Source organism: Curtobacterium sp. MCSS17_011, assembly GCF_003224275.1.
Lineage (GTDB): Bacteria > Actinomycetota > Actinomycetes > Actinomycetales > Microbacteriaceae > Curtobacterium.
The window spans coordinates 36,758-56,603 of sequence record NZ_QKLE01000019.1 but is presented as its reverse complement, the minus strand read 5'-3'; the positions used below and the strand labels follow the sequence as shown (position 1 = coordinate 56,603).

The following is a 19,846-nucleotide window of genomic DNA, read 5'->3' as shown; positions in this document are numbered from 1 at the left end:
GACGCAGCCCGCCGCCCCGCAGGCACCGTCCGCCCCGCCCGCGGCAGCGCCGGTCCCGGCCGCCGCGCCGGTCCCGCCGCCCGCAGCCGCACCGCCGGCAGCCGTGCCGGCCCAGGCCGCCCCGGCAGCCGCACCGGCTCCGGCGTCCGCGCCGAGCACCACGGCCGCCGCCGCGGTGCCGAACCCCACGCAGGACGGCGCGGCCTCGGGCTACGTCACCCCGCTGGTGCGCAAGCTCGCCAACGAGCAGGGTGTCGACCTGTCCACGGTCACGGGTTCCGGTGTCGGGGGGCGCATCCGCAAGGAGGACGTCCTGGCCGCCGCCGCGAAGGCCCCGGCCGCCTCGGCTGCAGCAGCACCCGCCACCGCGTCCGGCCCGTTCGTCGCCGAGGTCTCGCCGCTGCGCGGCACCCGCGAGAAGATGACCCGCCTGCGCAAGGTGGTCGCCGAGCGTGCCGTGCAGTCGATGACCTCGACCGCACAGCTCACGAGCGTCGTCGAGGTCGACGTCACGAAGGTGGCGCAGTTCCGCGACGCCCACAAGGCGGAGTTCCTCGAGAAGACCGGCTCGAAGCTCTCCTTCATGCCGTTCTTCGCCCTCGCGGCGTCCGAGGCGCTGAAGGCCCACCCGAAGATCAACTCCACGGTCGAGGGCGACGAGATCGTGTACCCGGAGACCGAGAACGTCTCCATCGCGGTGGACACCGAGCGCGGCCTGCTGACCCCGGTCATCAAGGACGCGGCATCGCTGGACCTCGCGCAGTTCTCGAAGTCCATCGCGGACCTCGCCGAGCGCACCCGGAACAACCAGCTCAAGCCGGACGAGCTGGCCGGCGGCACGTTCACGCTGACCAACACCGGTTCGCGTGGTGCGCTGTTCGACACCCCCGTGGTGTTCCTGCCGCAGTCGGCGATCCTCGGCACGGGCATCGTCACGAAGCGCCCGGCGGTCGTGAAGGTCGACGGTCAAGAGGCCATCGCGATCCGCTCGTTCGTCTACCTGGCGCTGTCGTACGACCACCGGATCATCGACGGCGCGGACGCCTCGCGGTACCTCGTCGCGGTGAAGAACCGCCTCGAAGAGGGCAACTTCGCCCCGAACCTCGGGTACTGATCCCAGCAGCACGGCCGACGGCCCCGGTTCCCCTCGTGGGAGCCGGGGCCGTTCCCGTTCCCCGTGTGCGTCCTCGGTACGGCGTCACTCGCCGCTGAGCAGGGTCAGGGCGGCGACCACCGACCCGACGGTGACGACGAGCCCCACGAGCACACGGCGGAGCGGGAGTCGCCGTTCGGCTCCGAGTGGGACGCCGTGCTCGACCACGTCCCGCAGTCGCTCGAGCAGTCCGTCCTGCCCGTTCGGTGTCGGCGGTTCGGCGAACACGAGGTCGCTCGGCACGGGGGTCCACCGGAACGGCCGGGGCGCGGCGGTGGCACGGACGACGTCGAGTGCCGCTCGTGCGCTCGGCCCGTCGCCGTCGAGGGCGTCCTGCAGCGCTCCGAGCACCGGGGCCTGGGCGAGCTCGGCCGGGTCCACCCGGTCCCAGACGGTCCGGGCTGCGAACACGAGGGTCCGGGTCGCATCGGTCGCGTGCGCGGTGCGCGTCGGGTGCGCGGTGGGCGTCGGGGTCGTCGCGTTGGTTTGGTTCGTCGGGTTCGTCGTGCCCGTCGGGCGGTCGCAGAGGACGACGGCGCCGGAGTCGTCCACCAGCACGTCGTCGATGCCGGCGGTACCGAGCAGGACGGCGCCGTCGTGCGCGGCCACCAGGAGCTCCAGGAGTGGGACCGTCAGGGTGACCGCGACACCGGTGGTCGGGCTGCCGAGCCGATCGAGGGCCGCCACGAGCGGCGTGCCCGTGGGCCGGTCGAGTTGGACCACGAGATGCCCCGTCGGGGTCCGAGCGACCGCTGCCACCGGGACGAGGTGGCGCTCGGCGGCCGCGGAGCGGTCGGCGACCCAGGTGAGCACGTCGTGCTCGTCGGCCTCGTCACCGGTTGCGATCCAGCGGTCGGGGTGGTGGTCGGTGATCGTCTCCATGGCGACCAGCGTGGCGGTGGCGCGGTGGGCCTCCAGGTCGTCCCGCCCCACCTGTGGACAGGACGTGTTCGCGCACAGCCGGACACGCGACGGTCTCCCCCGGCGCACGGAGGCCGTATCCTGTTCGCATGGCACGCAGCTCTTCCACAGACAAGAAGGCGAAGGAGCCGGGGCGTCTCAAGCAGATGTTCCAGGTCTTCCAGATGACCCGAAAGGCCGACCCGTCGTCGGTCTGGTGGTTCGCCCTCGCCTTCGTCGGTCCGGTCGTCCTCGGTGTCCTGCTGGCGCTGCTCCTGCCGGGGCAGAACTGGCTCGCGATCGTCCTGTGGATCGTCGCCGGTGTGCTGCTCGGTGTGCTGCTCTTCCTCATCGTGCTCGGTCGTCTGGCCGAACGTGCCGCGTACTCGCAGATCGAGGGTCAGCCCGGTGCCGTCGGTGCCGTGCTGTCGAACTCGCTCCGTCGCCAGTGGCGCTCGAGCGAGATGCCGGTCGCGGTGCACGGTCGCTCGCAGGCAGCGGTCTACCGTGCCGTGGGTCGCCCGGGTGTCGTCCTGATCACCGAGGGCCAGCGCGGCAACCTCACCCGCCAGGTCGGCGAGGAGCGCCGCAAGGTCCAGCGCATCGTCCCGAACGTCGCCGTGCACGTGCTGCACGTGGGTGACGGGACCGGTGAGAGCCTGACGCTGCACAAGCTGCCCCGTGCCATGAACAAGCTCAAGAAGTCGCTCAACCGCAACGAGGTCCTGGCGGTCGCGAACCGTCTCGACTCGCTGACGCAGAGCCCCGCGGCCGCGATCCCGAAGGGCATGGACCCGATGCGGGCCCGCGCCGGGCGGCCGCGCTGACCGCCCCCCGCACGCACGAGAACGCCCCCGACCAGATCTGGTCGGGGGCGTTGTCGTGTGCGCGGGGGTGCGTGCCGAGCCGGCCAGCCGAACGACCCCGCCTCAGCGCCGGACGAGCACCGTCCCGGCGATGCGGTCGTGCGCGCCCCGGCTGTCGCGGTCGATGATCAGCGCCGGGACCACCAGGCAGAGCAGCACCGTGCGGAGGATCGGCCGCCACACCCCCACGTAGCCCCCGCGCATCGGGACGACCCGCAGCCCGACGCAGATGTGCCCGAAGGAGCCGGACAGCAGACAGATGAAGACGATCTGCAGCACCGCGAAGATGGCGATCTGCACCCACGAGTGCGCGATGTCGCCCGAACCGTTCACCGGCGACCAGACCCCGGTGACGTAGGCGACCAGGTCGGCCAGTGCGCCGTCGATCAGGAGCGCGACGACCCGCCGCCCGATCCGCCCGACACTCCGCGGCCCGGACTCGGGCAGTCCGAGGTCCTTGCCGGGCCAGCCGTCCGGGTGATCGGAGGGCGCGGACGGACTGGGAGTGCTGCGGGCCATGGTCCCCAGCGTAGGCGACGGCCCGGGCGTAACACGCCCGAAACAATCCAGTCATGTCCGGGAAACCCCGTGTCAATAGCCTCGTCGGAGGTGCCTTGACCGGTGCCTCCGACATCACCCAACCCATTGGAGATCGGCCCCATGTTCAGCGATTCCTCCGAGGTCCTGGCCTTCATCAAGGACACCGACGTCAAGTTCCTCGACATCCGCTTCACGGACCTGCCCGGTGTGCAGCAGCACTTCAACATCCCGGCGTCCACCGTCGACGAGGACTTCTTCTCGGTCGGCCAGCTGTTCGACGGCTCCTCGATCCGTGGCTTCGCGTCGATCCACGAGTCCGACATGCAGCTGATCCCCGATGTCACCACGGCGTACGTCGACCAGTTCCGCGCCGAGCGCACGCTCATCATGATCTTCGACATCTACAACCCGCGGAACGGCGAGATCTACGGCCGCGACCCGCGCCAGGTGGCGAAGAAGGCCGAGAAGTACCTCGCGTCGACGGGCATCGCGGACACCGCGTTCTTCGCCCCCGAGGCCGAGTTCTACATCTTCGACGACGTCCGCTACTCGGTCACGCAGAACGAGTCCTTCTACGCGGTCGACTCCGAAGAGGGTGCCTGGAACACCGGTCGCGACGAAGAGGGCGGCAACCTCGCCAACAAGACCCCGTACAAGGGCGGCTACTTCCCCGTGTCGCCGGTCGACAAGACCGCCGACCTGCGCGACGACATCACCCTCAAGCTGATCGACGCCGGCTTCGAGCTCGAGCGCTCGCACCACGAGGTCGGCACGGGCGGCCAGCAGGAGATCAACTACAAGTTCGACACGATGGTCCACGCTGCGGACGACATCCTCAAGTTCAAGTACATCGTCAAGAACACGGCTGACCAGTGGGGGAAGGTCGCCACGTTCATGCCGAAGCCGCTGTTCGGCGACAACGGCTCGGGCATGCACACCCACCAGTCGCTCTGGTCGGACGGCAAGCCGCTCTTCTACGACGAGAACGGCTACGGCGGCCTGTCCGACCTCGCCCGCTGGTACATCGGCGGCATCCTGAAGCACGCCCCGGCACTGCTCGCCTTCACCAACCCGTCGATCAACTCGTACCACCGTCTGGTCAAGGGCTTCGAGGCACCGGTCAACCTGGTCTACTCGGCCGGCAACCGCTCGGCGGCGATCCGCATCCCGATCACGGGCACCAACCCGAAGGCCAAGCGCATCGAGTTCCGCGCGCCCGACGCCTCCGGCAACCCGTACCTCGCCTTCGCCGCGCAGCTGATGGCGGGCCTCGACGGCATCCAGAACCGCATCGAGCCGCACGAGCCGGTCGACAAGGACCTCTACGAGCTCCCGCCCGAGGAAGCCAAGGGTATCCCCCAGGTCCCCGGCTCCCTCGACGAGGCGCTCGACGCGCTCGAGGCGGACCACGAGTTCCTCACGAAGGGCAACGTCTTCACCGAGGACCTCATCCAGACCTGGATCGACTACAAGCGCGAGAACGAGATCCTCCCGCTGGCCCAGCGCCCGCACCCGTTCGAGTACGAGCTGTACTTCGGCGTCTGAGTCTCGCTGACACCGCACGAAGGGCCCCGCACCGTCAGGTGCGGGGCCCTTCGCCGTACCGGCCACGTTCCGGGGTGGGCGACACCTCACGGGCAGCGCCGCCCGTGAGGTGTCGCTCAGCGCGTGATGACGCTGCCACCGTGCGCGCGGGGTGCGGACGCGACCGCCTGGAGGCCCGGTGACGGTCCGGCGGGCGGGCGCCGGGCCTCCAGGCGGTCGCGACGCACGTTCCTTCCCATTGCAGCTGGACTGGAAAGCGGAATCGGGCGTACCTGGTCAGAACTTCCGACCTGGTACGCCCGATTCGACCCGGTACGCCCGGAACCGCCCGAATCGACAAGGCACGCCGGGCGCACGGGAACGGGGCCCGCGCCGCCCGGCACGGACCCCGTCTCGCGAACGGTGACTAGCGGCTCGTGGCCAACGCGTCGTTCGTCCCCGCTGCGACGCTCACGGGTGCACCCGTGACCGGCGTGGGACGTCCCAGGGAACGGACGGTCCACCCCGCTTTCACCCAGTCGGAGACCGGGAGGCAGTTGCGCGCGTCGATGACGACGCGGCGCCCGACGAGGTCACCGAGGGCGACCGGGTCGGCGGTGATGATGTCGTCCCACTCGGTGAGCACGAGGACCACGTCGGCGCCCTCGATCGCGTCCGTCATCGACGGGGCGTAGCTCAGCGTGGGGAACGAGCGCTTCGCGGGCTCCATCGCCTCGGGGTCCCAGAGCGTCACCTGGGCGCCGCGGAGGTGCAGCGCAGCGGCGACGTTGAGTGCCGGGGAGTCCCGGACGTCGTCGGTCAGGGGCTTGAACGCGGCGCCGATGACGGCCACGCGACGGTTCAGCACCGATCCCCCGGCCGACTCGATCGCCATGTCGATGACCCGCTGGCGCTGGCCCATGTTGATCTCGTCGACCTGCTGCATGAGCCCGACGACCTGGCCCGCACCGATCTCGTTGGCGCGGTACATGAGGGCCCGGATGTCCTTCGGCAGGCAGCCGCCGCCGAAGCCGAGGCCGGCGTTCAGGAACTTCCGGCCGATGCGGGCGTCGTGGCCGAGGGCGTCGGCGAGCGTGGAGACGTCGGCACCGGTGATCGCGCACATCTCGGAGATCGCGTTGATGAACGAGATCTTCGTGGCCAGGAACGCGTTGGCACTCACCTTGACGAGCTCCGCGGTGGCGAGGTCGGTGGTGATGACCGGGGTGCCCTCGCTGATGGGTGCGGCGTAGACCTCGCGGATCACGGCGTCGGCGGCCTCGGAGGCGCCGCCCCAGACCAGACGGTCCGGGTGCAGGGTGTCCTCGACGGCCTTGCCCTCGCGCAGGAACTCGGGGTTCCAGATGAGTTCCGCATCGATGCCGGCGGGGGTGAACTCGCGGACGATGCCGCGGAGTCGCGATGCCGTTCCGACCGGGACCGTCGACTTGCCGACGATGAGGCCCGGGTGGGTGAGGTTCTCGGCGACGCCACGGGTGGCGCTCTCGACGTAGGCGAGGTTCGCGGCGTGCGACCCGGCCTTCTGCGGGGTGCCGACGCAGACGAAGTGGACGTCCGCAGCGGCGACGGCCGAGGCGATGTCCGCGGTGAAGCGGAGCTTGCCGCTGGCGACGTGCTTCGTGATGAGCTCGGGCAGCCCGGGCTCGAAGAACGGGACCTCACCGGCGGACAGTGCGGCGAGCTTCGACGGGTCGATGTCGACACCGATGGTCTCGAAGCCCATCTCGGCCATGGCGGCCGCGTGGGTGGCGCCGAGGTAGCCGGTGCCGATGACGCTGATGACGGGTGCGGGGCGGGTGTCGGCCGATGCGGTCGACTTCTTGGACTCGCTCATTGCGTGACCTCCTGCAGGTCGTAGTCGATGTCGTTGCGCTTGATGCCCTCGGCGAAGGCCTTGAGGGAATCGGCGCGGGAGTTGAGACGCCAGTCGTTCGTGGTGCGCTTGCCGTCGACGATGGTGGTCGCGGTCTCGCTGAAGTACGCGAAGCCGAGGATGTCCTCGTTGGCGGGGTCCGCCAGCGCATCGAAGAGCGAGTTGATCCACTGCGTCTTCTGCGGGTTCGAGACACTGGTGCCGGTCTCGGTCGCCCCGATCTCGTTGAGCATGATGCCCTTGCCCGGCGCGATCTGCCGGAGCTGCGTGAGCGTCGCTCCGAACGTCGTGGCGAACGTCGGCTGCTCGGTGGCGTCACGGTAGTAGCCGCTCATGCCGACCCAGTCCACGTAGTCCGTACCCGGGTAGTACTGCCGCATGTAGTCGAGCGTCTGGTACTTCGGGTTGCCGAGCTTGTCGATGCGGCTCGGGGACCAGTCCCAGATGACGTACTCGTTCGCGCCGTTCGCCTGGAAGACGTCGTGCACGTGCTGCCACATCTTCACGTAGGAGCCGGCAGGGTTCTGCTGGGCGTCACCCTCGGCCCAGTTGTACCAGGAGCCGTTCATCTCGTGGTCGAGACGGATGACCATCGGCTGTCCGTTGGCCGCCAGCGCCTTGGCGTACTTCGCCAGGTAGGCGTCGAACGATCCGCCGGAGATGTCCTCGTTGGTGTACCCCGGGACGTACTTCTGGTCGTTGCCGGTCTGCGCGGGCACCGTCTCCCACGTCATGAGGGGGACGCGGCCGTTGGCCCAGGAGCGCTGCACCGCGGTGGCGTTGAACTCCTGGTCGAAGCCCTGGAAGAAGCCGGTCATGTTCGACGCGGTGCCGACCTGCCGGGAGACGTCGTCGTACTCGGCCCAGTTGAACGGGGACTGCGCGGTGTACAGGCCGTACCAGCGCGACTGCTGGCCGAGGATCTCGGCCTTCGTCGGCGTGACGACCGGGGTGGCACCCGGGTCGGTCGACGGACCGGGGTTCGGCTTCGAGCCGCCACCGTTGCCGGAGCCGGACCCGGATCCGTTGCCGGAACCCGATCCGCTGCCGGACCCGTTGTCGGACGAGCCGGAGCCGGACCCGGACGCACCGGCCGAACCTGCACCGGCGCCGCCGGAACCCGACCCACCGTTGCCGGAACCCGCGGCCTTGACCTCGGACGAGCCTCCCGAGCCCTTCGCGGCACCGAGCTGGGACTGGAGCGACGCGATCTGCGCCTTGAGCTCCGAGATCTGGTCGCCGCGCGACCCGGCCTGGGCGGTGCGGGAGTCGAGCTTGCCCTCGAGCGACCAGATGCGCTCCTGGGCGGCGTCGAGCTGCGTCTGCAGCTCGGCGGCGGACACCTTCTTGGCCTTCGGCGCCTCGACGCCGAGCGCCTGGTGCACGGCGGTCGACACGGGGCCGGTGGGTGAGATCCACACCGACCAGGTGATGAGGCCGAGCGCCAGCACGATGGCCGTCGTGCCGATGGCCGTCCGGCGGGCGTGCTTGCTGGACTGCGCCCACCAAGCACTCGAGGAACGGATGATGTCAGACAATGAGGAACGCCTCCAGGGCGAAGATCGCGATGCCGATCACGTACGGGATCGCTGCGTACGGGTTGTACCGACGGGCCCGGGCGGGGGCCGGCGCGGCTGCTCGCTGGGCTTCCTGCTGCGCGACCGCGGCTGCGGCCTCGCGGCGGGTGGCGAGCACGGTGGTGGTGGAGTTGGTCGCCGCGTCAGCGCCGAAGAGCTCGTCGAACGCGCGGTCCACGGCCACCTGGTCGACGGTCTCGAGCGGGGCGGGCAAGCCTGCACCCGATCCCGAACCGACGCCGGTCTGCCCGGAAACGGTCGACCGGGCACGTTCGGCGTCGATCGGGCTGACCGGGACCTGCGCGGTGGAGGACAGCGGCTGGACGGCGTCCGCCGGGTCCTCCTGCATCGGCCCACCGGCGTAGGCGCCGGCTCGGGTCCCCCAGCCGGACGCGTGCGCCAGCCGGAAGAAGCCGATGAGGCGGATCGGCATCAGGAAGAACGTCGACACGATGATGAACATCGGCAGGCGGAAGAAGTCGCTCGGCTTCTCCGACAGGTGCCGCATCTGGCGGATCGCCATGCTCAGCACGCTCGAGATCACCATGAGCGCCGCGACGTAGACGAAGCCGGTCGAGAAGCCGTACTGCGACAGGATGCCCTGGTACAGGTTCTCGCCCTGGCCGGTGAAGGCGCGGTAGATCCAGCCTGCGATCACGCCGAAGAGCATGAACGGCAGGATGATGTCGGTGATGAAGAACGCCGCCAGGATCGGGGCGTGGCCGAGCATCCACGGCAGCATCCGCAGCGTGTTGTACTGCGAGCCGCGGGCCCAGCGGAGCTGCTGCTTGAACAGCTTCTTCACCTGCAGCGGGGCATCCGTGTAGACCAGCGACGTGTACTGGTAGACGGTCCGGTACCCCTCCTTGAGCGTGAGGTTCGTCAGCGTCCGGTCGTCGGAGACCTCGAGGAACACGCCCATGAACTTCTCGTGCATGAACCGGTCCATCACCCGCATGAGGATGCTCCGGCGGAACGCGATGGTGCGCCCGGGCAGGCAGCCGATCTGCCCGAGGACACTCTGTGCCGGCATCGAGTAGAGCGCCCGCGAGTTCTCGAGCCAGTCGGCCCAGCGGGTGATCCAGCTGCGCTCCGGCTCGAGGATGCGCTGCCGGGTCGTCACGCCACCGACGGACTCGTCGGCGAACGGCCTGAGGAGTTCCTCGAGCGCGCCGGGGGTCCAGACGGTGTCGGAGTCGACCAGCACGGTGATGTCGCCGTTGGACATCTCGGTGCCGACCTTGACGGCGTTGCGCTTGCCCGGGATGGGCGTGTGGGTCCAGCGGACGAGCGGGGCGAACTCGTCGCAGACCGCTTCGAGTGCCTCGTTGCGGGCACCGTTGATGACGACGATGATCTCGCCGGGCTGCTGCTCGACCATGCGGCCGATGACGTCGCGGAACAGGTCGAGCGGTTCGTCCACGACGGGGACGACGACGCTGGTGGTACCGACGAAGGTGCCGGTGAAGGGGCGGTAGCGGGCGGAGATGACGACCTTGAGCAACCAGAGCAACCAGATCACCGCGGAGTACACGGCGAACAGGTAGAACTCGGGGTGCCCTTCGACCATCTGCCTGATCTGCAGAATGAAGGTGAACACTGATCCCTGCTTCAACGTTCGAGGTGGAGATTCCGCTTCATCGGGGAATCAGGGCCGGTTCGGGTGATGCCATTGATGCAGAACCTGAACGCGCGCGCAACGCGGCCCCCGTCCGGGGGCGTTACGGGCGCGTTACGGGGTACACACTGGTCCCCCTCTCGGCCGGTCGAAGCGGTCCCCCGTCGTGCTGACAGCACTCCTGCGGACCAACCGTCACTCGACGGCAGCCCGGATGGGCGACAGGTGCGGCCTGGAGGCGCGGCTCGACTCCGACGGAAACACCCGGTCAGCAGGTAGTTACCTGGCGCGATAGGGGTCACCGGAAAAGGACCGCTGGCGGTCCGGTGGGAGTTCGGTCACGGTGCGGTAACGGCGCGGAGGACCCTTCGAACAGGGGTACGAAGGGTGGGACACCGGGGGACGCCGCGCGACGCGCAGAATTAACCTTCGAAGGCTGCTCAGGTCGGGCCCGACATGAGACCCCCGGGCGTGTCGCGGGCGGGTCAGGCGCCGTAGAACTCGCGCTCGAACACCTGTCGGGCGCGCCGTGTGACGCCGAGGTAGTCGTCCTCGAGGCGGCTCGCGGAGCCCGGCGGGTACTCCATCAGACGGGCGACCCCCTCGAGCTGGACGCGGTCGACGGGCAGGACGTCGGTGGTCTTCCCCGACCACAGCACGAGGGCACTGCGGGTGCGCGACGCGAAGCGCCAGGCGGCCCCGAGCCGCTCGCCGTCCTCGGCGCCGACCAGTCCGGCGTCGACCGCGGCGTCGAGCGCCTCGAGCGTCGACGTGGTCCGGAGCGACGGGATCTCGAGCGCGTGCTGCAGTTGCAGGAGCTGCACGAACCACTCGACGTCGCTGAGCGATCCACGGCCGAGCTTGAGGTGCCGGGCGGGGTCGGCGCCGCGGGGCAGCCGCTCCGACTCCACCCGGGCCTTGATGCGGCGGACCTCACGCACCTGGTGGTCGTCGATCCGCTCCGGGTACCGGGTGCGGTCGGCGAGGTGCTCGAAGTCGCGCAGGAGCTGTGCGTCGCCGACGGCCCCGCGGGCGCGGAGGAGCGCCTGCGCCTCCCACGTGAGCGACCAGCGGGCGTAGTAGGCGCCGTAGGACTCGAGCGTCCGCACGACGGGACCGTTCTTGCCCTCGGGGCGCAGGTCGATGTCGAGGTCGAGCGGGTGGATCGTGTCCTCGGTGAGCCGGTTGAGCTCGCGCACGATGGTCTGGGCGGTCCGGGACGCGACCTCGGCGGCCAGGTCGGGTGCGCGGTACACGTACAGCACGTCGGCGTCCGAGCCGAAGCCGAGCTCCCGCCCGCCGTACCGGCCCATCGCGATGATCCCGAACTCGAAACCCTCGGGGGCGTCGCGACGGGCGAGCGCGAGGGCACCGGCCAGGGTGGCCTCGGTGACGTCGCTCAGGGCCGGGCCCAGGCCGTCGACGTCGAGCGAGCCGAGCACGGCGGCCATGCCGAGCCGCAGGGTCTCCCGACGTCGAGCCGACCGGAGCAGGGCCGCGGAGCCGTCGACGTCGTTGCCGTGCCGGGCGGTGGTCGCGGTCATCTCGGCGAGCAGCGCGTCGATCGGCCGCGGACGCAGGAGCGCCTCGGGTTCGTCGAGCCAGGCGACCGCCTCGGGGAACCGCTCGAGCAGCCCGGACAGGAACGCCGACTCGGACAGCACCGTGGTGAGCGAGTGTGCGGCACCGGACGAGTCGCGCAGCATGCGGAGGAACCAGCTCGACTCCCCCAGGCCGTCGCTCAACCGGCGGAAGGCCAGCAGCGCACGGTCCGGTGCCGGCCCCTCGGCCATCCAGCGCAGGAGCACGGGGAGCAGGTTCCGCTGGATCGCCGCACGCCGGCTCGTGCCCTGCGTGAGGGCGCGGATGTGCCCGACGGCGCCGGTGGGGTCGACGAACCCGACACCGGCGAGCCGGTCGACGACCTGGTCGTTGGTCAGGACGATCTCGTCCTCGGTGGAGGCCACGGCGGACAGCAGCGGCCGGTAGAACAGGCGCTCGTGCAGCCCGCGGACCTCGAGCTTCACGGCACGCCAGCGGGCCTCGAGCGCCGGGGCCGACGCGGCGACACCGCTCGACCGGGCGAGCACCCGCAGCTCCTCCTCGTCGGAGGGCATCAGGTGCGTCCGCTGCAGACGCCGGAGCTGGATGCGGTGCTCGAGCACCCGGAGCAGGGCGTAGTCCGGCCCGAACCGAGCGGCCTCGGCACGGCCGACGTACCCGGCGTCGGTCAGGGCGTCCATCGCCTCGAGCGTCGACCGGACCCGCACGGACGGGTCGTCACGGCCGTGCACGAGCTGCAGGAGCTGCACGGTGAACTCGACGTCCCGCAGGCCTCCGGGGCCGAGCTTGAGCTGGCGGTCGACGTCGGCGTCGGGGATGTGCTCGGTCACCCGCTCGCGCATGCGCTGCACCGACTCGACGAACCCCGGCCGGGTGGAGGAGTTCCACACGAACGACGCGACGGCCTCGGCGTACCGGGCACCGAGGTCGGCGGACCCGGCGATCGGGCGGGCCTTGAGCAGCGCCTGGAACTCCCACCCCTTCGCCCAGCGCTCGTAGTACGCCACGTGCGAGTCGAGGGTGCGGACGAGTGCGCCGTCCTTGCCCTCGGGCCGGAGGTTCGCGTCGACCTCCCACAGGGCGGGCTCGGCGGCGAGGTCGGTGATCGCGTGCATGGCAGCGATCGCGATGCGGGTGGAGACGAGCACGGCCCGGTCGGTGGGGACCTCGTCGGTGGGCTCGGTGACGAAGATGACGTCGACGTCGCTGACGTAGTTGAGCTCGCGGGCACCGGCCTTGCCCATCGCGATCACCGCGAGCGGGGTCGCCGCGACGTCGGCCGCGGGGAACGGCACCTCGCGCCGGGCGATGTCGACCGCGGCGTCGAGGGTGGCTCCCGCCAGGTCGGCGAGGCCGGCAGCCACGGCCGGGAACGCATCCGTCGGCTCGGGGTGCAGCACGTCGAACAGGGCGATCTGGGCCAGGTGCCGGCGGTAGCGCACCCGCAGGCGCATCCGGGCGTCCTCGCCCGTGGCGCCGTCGACGGCCTCGGCCAGCGACGCCGTGTACCGCTCCTGCGACCACGGTTCGCCGACCGGTTCCAGCAGCAGGGCGAGCTCCGCCGGACGCCGGTGCAGGAACTCCCCGAGACCGATCGACGCGCCGAGCAGGCGGACCAGGCGCTCGGTCGCCGCGTCGTCCGTCAGGACGGGGCGGAGCTCGGCCGGCGCGCGCTCGAGCAGCCGCTCGAGCATCCGCAGGGCGCCGTCCGGATCAGCGGTGCCGCCCCAGAGCGCGGCAGACCCGGCGACCGGCAGCGGCACGTCGGGGCCGAACCGGACCTCCAGGTCGGCAGCCCGCTCGAGGCTCTCCGACAGCTCCGCGAACCCCAGACGGGCCAGCTCCGAACGTGACGTCGTCGTCCGACCGGTCATGTGGAACGTGCTCCCGAGGGGTCAGGGCGCTCGGCTCTAGAGCGCGCCGAGGTTGGTGTCGAGCTCGAACGGGGTGACCTGGTCGCGGTAGCGCTTCCACTCCTGCCGCTTGTTGAGCAGCACGAAGTTGAACACCTGTTCACCGAGGGTCTCGGCCACCAGCTCGGAGTCCTCCATGAGGCTCAGGGCGTGGTCGAGGCTCGCGGGCAACTGGCTGTAGCCCAGGGCTCGGCGCTCCGAGTCGCTGAGGCTCCACACGTTGTCCTCGGCCTCGGCGGGGAGCTCGTACTCTTCCTCGATGCCCTTGAGGCCAGCGGCGAGCAGCAACGAGTACGCCAGGTAGGGGTTCGCGGCGGAGTCGATGCCGCGGTACTCGATCCGCGACGACTGCCCCTTGTTCGGCTTGTAGAGCGGCACGCGCACCAGGGCCGAGCGGTTGTTGTGGCCCCAGGTCACGAAGGACGGGGCCTCGTCGCCGCCCCAGAGCCGCTTGTACGAGTTGACGAACTGGTTCGTCACCGCGGTGATCTCCGGCGCGTGCTTGAGCACACCGGCGATGAAGTGCTTGGCCGTCTGCGACAGCTGGTACTGGCCACCGGCCTCGAAGAAGGCGTTCTGGTCGCCCTCGAACAGCGAGACGTGGGTGTGCATGCCGGAACCGGGCTGGCCCGAGATCGGCTTCGGCATGAACGTCGCGTAGACGCCCTGCTCGATCGCCACTTCCTTCACCACGGTGCGGAAGGTCATGATGTTGTCCGCCATCGTCAGCGCATCGGCGTAGCGCAGGTCGATCTCGTTCTGCCCGGGGCCGGCCTCGTGGTGCGAGAACTCGACCGAGATGCCGAGGTCCTCGAGCATCCGGACCGAACGCCGACGGAAGTCGTGCGCGCTGCCGCCGGGGACGTTGTCGAAGTAGCCGGCCTGGTCGACGGGCTGCGGGCCGCCGTCCTTCCACTCGCGGCTCTTCAGCAGGTAGAACTCGATCTCGGGGTGCGTGTAGAACGTGAACCCGCGGTCGCTCGCCCGCGCCAGGGTGCGCTTCAGCACGTTGCGGGGATCGGCCACGGCGGGCTGCCCGTCCGGCGTCGTGATGTCGCAGAACATCCGCGCGGTGGGGTCGATCTCGCCGCGCCACGGGAGGATCTGGAAGGTCGAGGGGTCCGGGTGCGCCAGGACGTCGGCCTCGTACGAACGGGTGAGGCCCTCGATCGCGGAGCCGTCGAACCCGATGCCCTCGGCGAACGCGCCCTCGACCTCGGCCGGGGCGATCGCCACCGACTTCAGCGTCCCGATGACGTCCGTGAACCAGAGTCGGATGAACTTGATGCCGCGCTCCTCGATGGTGCGGAGCACGAAGTCCGTCTGCTTGTCCATGCACGACCTTTCCGTGTATCGGGTGGCCGCTGGCGGGCCTCGTCCCAGGCTAGTGGTCCGGCGGCGTGCACGGGGCCGTGCGACGCGCCGTCACCCGGGCACCGGCCGGGCGTCGGCGGGGAGCCGGCCGCGGTGTTCAGCGGTCCTCGGCGTCCCACTTCTCGTTGTTCGCGGCGATGCGGTCGAGCGCGTGCTGCGCCTCTTCTCGCGTCGCGAACGGGCCGATCCGGTCACGCTGCGGGGACTGCGGGCCCTGCTCGACCTGGCCGGTCTTGTCGTTGAACCACCACTGGGACTCGATGCGGTCTTCGCTCATGCCGCCCACCGTACCCACGTCGCGGACCCGACGGACCGACCGTGGGTCGGTTCCGCGCCGAGACTCGGCCCTCCGGACGTCTTCCGGGTCGCGCCGTCCGGAATCTGTCCGCCGGTCCGAGACTCGGCTCGCCCTGGAGGGCCGGTGCCGGTCCGACGGGCCGGCACCGGGCCTCCAGGCAGTCGCGCCCACCCCGTCGGGCCGCACCGTGGGGCGGTTGCGGTCGGCGCGTCGCGCCGCGGCTAGAGTGGTCCGCATGCCCCGGGACGAACACGGACACCTGACCGCCGGCCGCATCTCCCCGCACCGCGCCGTCCCGAAGGACATCGAGCGTCCGGAGTACGTCGGGAAGGTCGAGCCCCACGAGCACGGTCTCGGTGACACCTACACGCCGGACGAGGTCGAGCGCATCCGGGTCGCCGGGCGCATCGCGTCGCAGGCCATCGACGCCGTCGGCGAGGCCATCCGCCCCGGCGTGACCACCGACGAGCTGGACCGCATCGGGCACGAGTTCGTCGTCGCGCACGGCGCCTACCCCTCCACGCTCGGGTACCGCGGCTACCCGAAGTCGCTCTGCTCGAGCCTGAACGAGGTCATCTGCCACGGCATCCCCGACGACACCGTCCTGCAGGAGGGCGACCTCGTCAACATCGACATCACGGCCTACAAGGACGGCATGCACGGCGACACGAACCGCACGTTCGTCGTCGGACAGGCATCCCCCGAGGTGTCCGACCTGGTCACCCGCACCGAAGAGGCACTGCGTCGCGGCATCCGCGCCGTTGCCCCCGGCCGCCAGGTGAACGTCATCGGCCGCGCCATCGAGGCGTACGCGAAGCGCTTCGGCTACGGCGTCGTCCGCGACTACACCGGACACGGCGTCGGTCGGGCGTTCCACTCCGGCCTGATCATCCCCCACTACGACGCACCGCAGTACGACACGGTGATCGAACCGGGCATGGTGTTCACCATCGAACCCATGCTCACGCTCGGTGGCATCGAGGCCGACATCTGGTCCGACGACTGGACGGTCTCGACCCGTGACAAGTCGTGGACCGCGCAGTTCGAGCACACCCTCGTCGTCACCGAGCGCGGCGCGGAGCTCCTCACCGTCTCCTGACCGGACACCTCCGGCAGGCAACCGAAAGGCACGACAACCTCATGACCTCCCTCGCAGTCGGCGTCGACATCGGTGGTACGGGCATCAAGGGCGCGATCGTCGACGTCGCGTCCGGCGCCCTCACCACGGACCGCATCAAGAAGGCCACGCCCGAGGGCGGGAAGCCCCAGGACATCACGGCGGTGGTCAAGGAGATCATCGGCGAGCTCGCCCCCGGTGACGACGTGCCCGTCGGGGTCTGCTTCCCGGCCATCGTGCGGGACGGCAAGACGATGTCGGCCGCGAACGTGTCGAAGAAGTGGATCGGCTTCGAGGCCGAGGCGCTGTTCGAGAAGGAACTCGGCCGCTCCATCCACTTCGTCAACGACGCCGACGCCGCCGGGTTCGCCGAGCAGCAGTTCGGGGCGGCCAAGGGCAAGGACGGTCTGGTCATCGTGACGACGCTCGGCACCGGCATCGGGACCGCGCTCATCAACGACGGCGTGCTCATCGTCAACTCCGAGTTCGGGCACCTGGAGATCGAGGGGCACGACGCCGAGTCGCGGGCCTCGTTCGCCGCCAAGGAGCGCGACGACCTGTCCTGGAAGCACTGGGCGAAGCGTCTGCAGAAGTACTACTCGACGCTCGAGGCGCTGCTCTCCCCCGAGCTGTTCGTCGTCGGCGGCGGGGTCTCGAAGCAGCACGAGGAGTTCCTCCCGCTGCTCGACCTGCAGGCCGACATCATCCCCGCGACGCTCCGCAACAACGCCGGGATCATCGGCGCCGCGACCCTGGCCGCGCGCAGCGTCTAGCCCTGGTCGAACCGGGCGTACCTGGTCGAACCGGGCGTACCTGGTCGAACCTTGCGACCAGGTACGCCCGTTCTCATCAGGCATCGCGTCCGTCCTGGGAAAGAACAGGCACCGCGGCGCCGGGTAGACTCGCAGCAGCGAATGGGTCGGTGAGACGGTCGCGTCGCTCCCCCGGGAGCGCCGAGGAACGTCCGGGCTCCACAGAGCAGGGCGGTGGGTAACACCCACCCGGAGCAATCCGCGAGACAGTGCCACAGAAAGCAGACCGCCGGCGGCGACGTCGGTAAGGGTGAAACGGTGGTGTAAGAGACCACCAGGGGTCCGGGTGACCGGATCCGCTCGGTAAACCTCGCCCGGAGCAAGGTCAGACAGAGGACGTTGAGGCTGCTCGCCGAGTCCTCGGGTAGACCGCTGGAGGCCGACGGCAACGTCGGTCCGAGAGAGATGGCCGTCACCGCCGTGCAAGCGGCGGGACAGAACCCGGCGTACGGCCGGCCCATTCGCCCCTTCTCCGTGCCGTCTCGGCCGGCGCGGGCGGCGCGCGCGGTCACGACTCCCCGCTCAGGTTCGCCGAGTGGTCGGCAGCTGTCGACCGGCACGGCCGCAGCCGACGGTTCGTGACCTCTCGGCGGCACGCACCCGACGTGTTGCGACCAGCCCACGACAGACAGGAGGCGCGGTGCGGCGCCACCACGGGCCTCCCCTCGGGCGGCGCGCGCGGTCACGACTCCCCGCACAACTTCGCCGAGTGGTCGGCAGCTGTCGACCGGCACGGCCGCAGCCGACGGTTCGTGACCTCTCGGCGGCACGCACCCGACGTGTTGCGACCAGCCCACGACAGACAGGAGGCGCGGTGCGGCGCCACCACGGGCCTCCCCTCGGGCGGCGCGCGCGGTCACGACTCCCCGCACAACTTCGCCGAGTGGTCGGCAGCTGTCGACCGGCACGGCCGCAGCCGACGGTTCGTGACCTCTCGGCGGCACGCACCCGACGTGTTGCGACCAACTCACGACGGGCCGGAGGCGCGGTGCCGGCTGGCACCGCGCCTCCTGTCCGGGCGTGGCTCGCGACTACAGCCCGGACTCGGCCGTCCGCACCAGGATCGCGTCGCTGTCGGGGCACAGCACCACGTCGTCGGGCGCAGCCCGACGAATGGTCTGCAGGTCGGAGTTGTTCAGCGCCACGCCCGAGGCCGTCGACACACCACCCTGGAGCAGCGAGGCACCGAAGCCGTAGCGCGCACGCTGCCGGTCGTACAGGGCGAGGAGCTCGGCCGGCACCTTGGCGGCGACGTCGGCGCGGGCCTGTTCGGCGGACTCGCGGTCGGCGGTCAGCCGAGCGATCTCGGCGTCGCGCTCGGCGACCAGCCCGCCGCGAGCGGCCTCCACCTCGGCGAGCTTGGCCTCGATGTCGCCGACCCGGGCTCGGAGCCCGTCGAGGTTCTCCATGATCTCGAGCTCGGCGGTCTCGAGGCCGCCGATGCGCCGCTGCAGTGAGTCCAGCTCGCTCTGCAGTCCGGCGGCGTCCTTCGCGTTCGCGACGTTCTGCAGCATCGTGGTGTCGCGCTCGACACGGGCCTGTGCAACTGCGGTGTCGGACTCCAGGCGGGCGAGGTCGCGCTCGGCGTCCTCGACCTCGCCGGTGGCGGCGACGAGCTCGCTCCGGAGCGCCGCGGCCTGCTTGCTCAACTCGGTCAGCCCGTCGCCCTTCTGCAACGACGTGATGCGGTGCGCGATGCGGGTGACGTCGTTGTCGAGACGCTGGACGTCGAGGAGGATGACCTGGTCCTCGGGTGCTGCCTTCATGGTCAGGCTCCTTCTGTGGGGGTGGTGGGTTCAGCTGCCGGCAGGACGGCGAAGTCCCACGGGTCGGTGCGGAGGTCGCTCACGGTGACTCGGACCCCGGCCCGGGTGCGCAGCTGCTCTGCGGCGACGTCGAGCCACAGCCACTCGGTGGCCCAGTGCGAGGTGTCGATGAGCGCCGGGCCGCCGCCGAGCAGCGCCTGTTCGCGGAACTCGGAGGCCGGGTGGTGCCGCAGGTCGCTCGTGATGTAGACGTCGGCATCGAGCACGGCCGGGTGCCCGAGCAGCGAGTCGCCGGCACCGGCGCACAGGGCCACGGTGCGGACGGGCTGGTCGAAGTCGCCGGAAACGCGGACCCCGGTCGCGGTGGGCGGCAGCAGGTCGACGAGCTTCCGGGCGAGAGCACCGAGCGTGGTCCCCTCGGGCAGCACCCCGACGCGACCGATGCCCGTGACCGGGTCGGCTCCGGCGTCGAGCGGTCGCTGACCGGTCAGCCCGAGGCGGTCGGCGAGGACCGCCGATGTACCGGTCGTCACGACGTCGGCGTTGGTGTGCGCCGCGACCAGGGCGCTGCCGCCGCGCACCAGGGTCGCGAGGACGCTGCCCTTGTAGGTCGACTCGGCGATCGTCGTCACCCCGCGGAGCAGCAGCGGGTGGTGCGTGAGCAGGAGCCCGGCGCCGAGATCGACGGCTTCACGGGCGGTGGCGGGGACCGCGTCGACGGCGAGGTGCACGTGCTCGACGGTGGCGGTCGGGTCACCCGCGACGAGCCCGACGGCGTCCCACGACTCGGCACCGGCGGCGGGCCACAGGTCCTCGATCACGGCCTGGAGTTCGCGGAGCGTCGGCATCCCGTCAGTCTACCGAGGCGACCGCCCCACACGGGGCAGCCAGCCAGTGTGGGGTGATCCGGGCCGCCAGGCGGTGCAGCCGG

At 70.6% G+C, this 19,846-nt stretch carries 15 protein-coding genes and 1 other RNA gene; 6 read left to right on the top strand and 10 right to left on the bottom strand.

Annotation, left to right across the window (positions count from 1 at the left end; all coding sequences use genetic code 11):
• The coding region (gene sucB, locus DEJ17_RS12845) for a 2-oxoglutarate dehydrogenase, E2 component, dihydrolipoamide succinyltransferase (protein WP_110894452.1) at positions 1 to 1,114 on the top strand (1,114 nt) is incomplete at its 5' end.
• Positions 1,115 to 1,198: 84 nt separating this feature from the next.
• Here sucB and DEJ17_RS12840 read toward each other — a convergent pair.
• On the bottom strand, positions 1,199 to 2,035 hold the full coding sequence (locus DEJ17_RS12840) for a hypothetical protein (RefSeq protein ID WP_146239715.1): 837 nt from the start codon (positions 2,033 to 2,035) through the stop codon (positions 1,199 to 1,201).
• A 128-nt stretch (positions 2,036 to 2,163) separates the two neighbouring features.
• Between DEJ17_RS12840 and DEJ17_RS12835 the strand changes: the two genes are divergently transcribed.
• Positions 2,164 to 2,880 carry a DUF4191 domain-containing protein gene (locus DEJ17_RS12835; RefSeq protein WP_110894444.1) on the top strand — a complete coding sequence of 239 codons (717 nt, stop codon included), beginning with the start codon at positions 2,164 to 2,166 and terminating at the stop codon, positions 2,878 to 2,880.
• 102 nt (positions 2,881 to 2,982) lie between these two features.
• Here DEJ17_RS12835 and DEJ17_RS12830 read toward each other — a convergent pair whose 3' ends face one another.
• Positions 2,983 to 3,438, bottom strand: coding sequence for an RDD family protein (locus DEJ17_RS12830; RefSeq protein ID WP_110894442.1), 456 nt, complete (start codon positions 3,436 to 3,438; stop codon positions 2,983 to 2,985).
• 141 nt (positions 3,439 to 3,579) lie between these two features.
• Between DEJ17_RS12830 and glnA (DEJ17_RS12825) the strand changes: the two genes are divergently transcribed.
• A complete protein-coding gene (gene glnA, locus DEJ17_RS12825) occupies positions 3,580 to 5,004 on the top strand; it encodes a type I glutamate--ammonia ligase (RefSeq protein ID WP_017886082.1) in 1,425 nt (474 codons plus the stop codon).
• 406 nt (positions 5,005 to 5,410) lie between these two features.
• Here the strand turns inward: glnA (DEJ17_RS12825) and DEJ17_RS12820 are convergent, their stop codons facing one another.
• The 6 genes from DEJ17_RS12820 to DEJ17_RS12795 all read right to left on the bottom strand — a co-directional run bounded on the left by DEJ17_RS12820 (position 5,411) and on the right by DEJ17_RS12795 (position 15,199).
• A complete protein-coding gene (locus DEJ17_RS12820) occupies positions 5,411 to 6,838 on the bottom strand; it encodes a UDP-glucose/GDP-mannose dehydrogenase family protein (RefSeq protein WP_110894429.1) in 1,428 nt (475 codons plus the stop codon).
• The gene (locus DEJ17_RS12815; protein WP_110894427.1) at positions 6,835 to 8,415 is read right to left on the bottom strand and encodes a glycosyl hydrolase; all 1,581 of its coding nucleotides are present in this window, start codon (positions 8,413 to 8,415) and stop codon (positions 6,835 to 6,837) included. The genes DEJ17_RS12820 and DEJ17_RS12815 overlap by 4 nt, the downstream gene beginning before the upstream one ends.
• The gene (locus DEJ17_RS12810) at positions 8,408 to 10,054 is read right to left on the bottom strand and encodes a glycosyltransferase family 2 protein (protein WP_110894425.1); all 1,647 of its coding nucleotides are present in this window, start codon (positions 10,052 to 10,054) and stop codon (positions 8,408 to 8,410) included. Before DEJ17_RS12810 ends, DEJ17_RS12815 begins: the two co-directional genes overlap by 8 nt.
• 503 nt (positions 10,055 to 10,557) lie before the next feature.
• A complete protein-coding gene (locus DEJ17_RS12805; protein WP_110894423.1) occupies positions 10,558 to 13,509 on the bottom strand; it encodes a bifunctional [glutamine synthetase] adenylyltransferase/[glutamine synthetase]-adenylyl-L-tyrosine phosphorylase in 2,952 nt (983 codons plus the stop codon).
• A 36-nt stretch (positions 13,510 to 13,545) separates the two neighbouring features.
• Complete coding sequence (gene glnA / locus DEJ17_RS12800; RefSeq protein ID WP_110894421.1) at positions 13,546 to 14,883, bottom strand: type I glutamate--ammonia ligase; 1,338 nt, start codon at positions 14,881 to 14,883, stop codon at positions 13,546 to 13,548.
• Positions 14,884 to 15,019: 136 nt separating this feature from the next.
• A complete protein-coding gene (locus tag DEJ17_RS12795) occupies positions 15,020 to 15,199 on the bottom strand; it encodes an SPOR domain-containing protein (protein WP_027465448.1) in 180 nt (59 codons plus the stop codon).
• A gap of 256 nt (positions 15,200 to 15,455) precedes the next feature.
• On the opposite strand from DEJ17_RS12795, the gene map reads away from it, so the two are divergent.
• The 3 genes from map (at position 15,456) to rnpB (ending at position 17,613) form a co-directional block, all read left to right on the top strand.
• On the top strand, positions 15,456 to 16,319 hold the full coding sequence (map, locus tag DEJ17_RS12790; protein ID WP_110894450.1) for a type I methionyl aminopeptidase: 864 nt from the start codon (positions 15,456 to 15,458) through the stop codon (positions 16,317 to 16,319).
• Between the two features lie 41 nt (positions 16,320 to 16,360).
• On the top strand, positions 16,361 to 17,110 hold the full coding sequence (gene ppgK / locus DEJ17_RS12785; protein WP_110894419.1) for a polyphosphate--glucose phosphotransferase: 750 nt from the start codon (positions 16,361 to 16,363) through the stop codon (positions 17,108 to 17,110).
• Positions 17,111 to 17,252: 142 nt separating this feature from the next.
• Positions 17,253 to 17,613, top strand: an RNA gene (gene rnpB / locus DEJ17_RS12780) — RNase P RNA component class A.
• Positions 17,614 to 18,180: 567 nt separating this feature from the next.
• Here rnpB and DEJ17_RS12775 read toward each other — a convergent pair.
• Both DEJ17_RS12775 and DEJ17_RS12770 read right to left on the bottom strand, forming a co-directional pair.
• Positions 18,181 to 18,915 (bottom strand): zinc ribbon domain-containing protein, encoded by a 735-nt coding sequence (locus DEJ17_RS12775; RefSeq protein WP_110894417.1) that lies wholly within the window; start codon positions 18,913 to 18,915, stop codon positions 18,181 to 18,183.
• Positions 18,916 to 18,917: 2 nt separating this feature from the next.
• Positions 18,918 to 19,763 carry a Nif3-like dinuclear metal center hexameric protein gene (locus DEJ17_RS12770; RefSeq protein ID WP_110894415.1) on the bottom strand — a complete coding sequence of 282 codons (846 nt, stop codon included), beginning with the start codon at positions 19,761 to 19,763 and terminating at the stop codon, positions 18,918 to 18,920.
• Positions 19,764 to 19,846: the final 83 nt, after the last annotated feature.

Excerpts from the sequence above, each read along its gene's own strand:
- DEJ17_RS12840 (WP_146239715.1), bottom strand. The coding sequence starts at position 2,035 with ATGGAGACGATCACCGACCACCACCCCGACCGCTGGATCGCAACCGGT.
- DEJ17_RS12835 (WP_110894444.1), top strand. The coding sequence starts at position 2,164 with ATGGCACGCAGCTCTTCCACAGACAAGAAGGCGAAGGAGCCGGGGCGT.
- DEJ17_RS12830 (WP_110894442.1), bottom strand. The coding sequence starts at position 3,438 with ATGGCCCGCAGCACTCCCAGTCCGTCCGCGCCCTCCGATCACCCGGAC.
- glnA (WP_017886082.1), top strand. The coding sequence starts at position 3,580 with ATGTTCAGCGATTCCTCCGAGGTCCTGGCCTTCATCAAGGACACCGAC.
- DEJ17_RS12820 (WP_110894429.1), bottom strand. The coding sequence starts at position 6,838 with ATGAGCGAGTCCAAGAAGTCGACCGCATCGGCCGACACCCGCCCCGCA.
- DEJ17_RS12805 (WP_110894423.1), bottom strand. The coding sequence starts at position 13,509 with ATGACCGGTCGGACGACGACGTCACGTTCGGAGCTGGCCCGTCTGGGG.
- glnA (WP_110894421.1), bottom strand. The coding sequence starts at position 14,883 with ATGGACAAGCAGACGGACTTCGTGCTCCGCACCATCGAGGAGCGCGGC.
- DEJ17_RS12795 (WP_027465448.1), bottom strand. The coding sequence starts at position 15,199 with ATGAGCGAAGACCGCATCGAGTCCCAGTGGTGGTTCAACGACAAGACC.
- map (WP_110894450.1), top strand. The coding sequence starts at position 15,456 with ATGCCCCGGGACGAACACGGACACCTGACCGCCGGCCGCATCTCCCCG.
- ppgK (WP_110894419.1), top strand. The coding sequence starts at position 16,361 with ATGACCTCCCTCGCAGTCGGCGTCGACATCGGTGGTACGGGCATCAAG.
- DEJ17_RS12775 (WP_110894417.1), bottom strand. The coding sequence starts at position 18,915 with ATGAAGGCAGCACCCGAGGACCAGGTCATCCTCCTCGACGTCCAGCGT.
- DEJ17_RS12770 (WP_110894415.1), bottom strand. The coding sequence starts at position 19,763 with ATGCCGACGCTCCGCGAACTCCAGGCCGTGATCGAGGACCTGTGGCCC.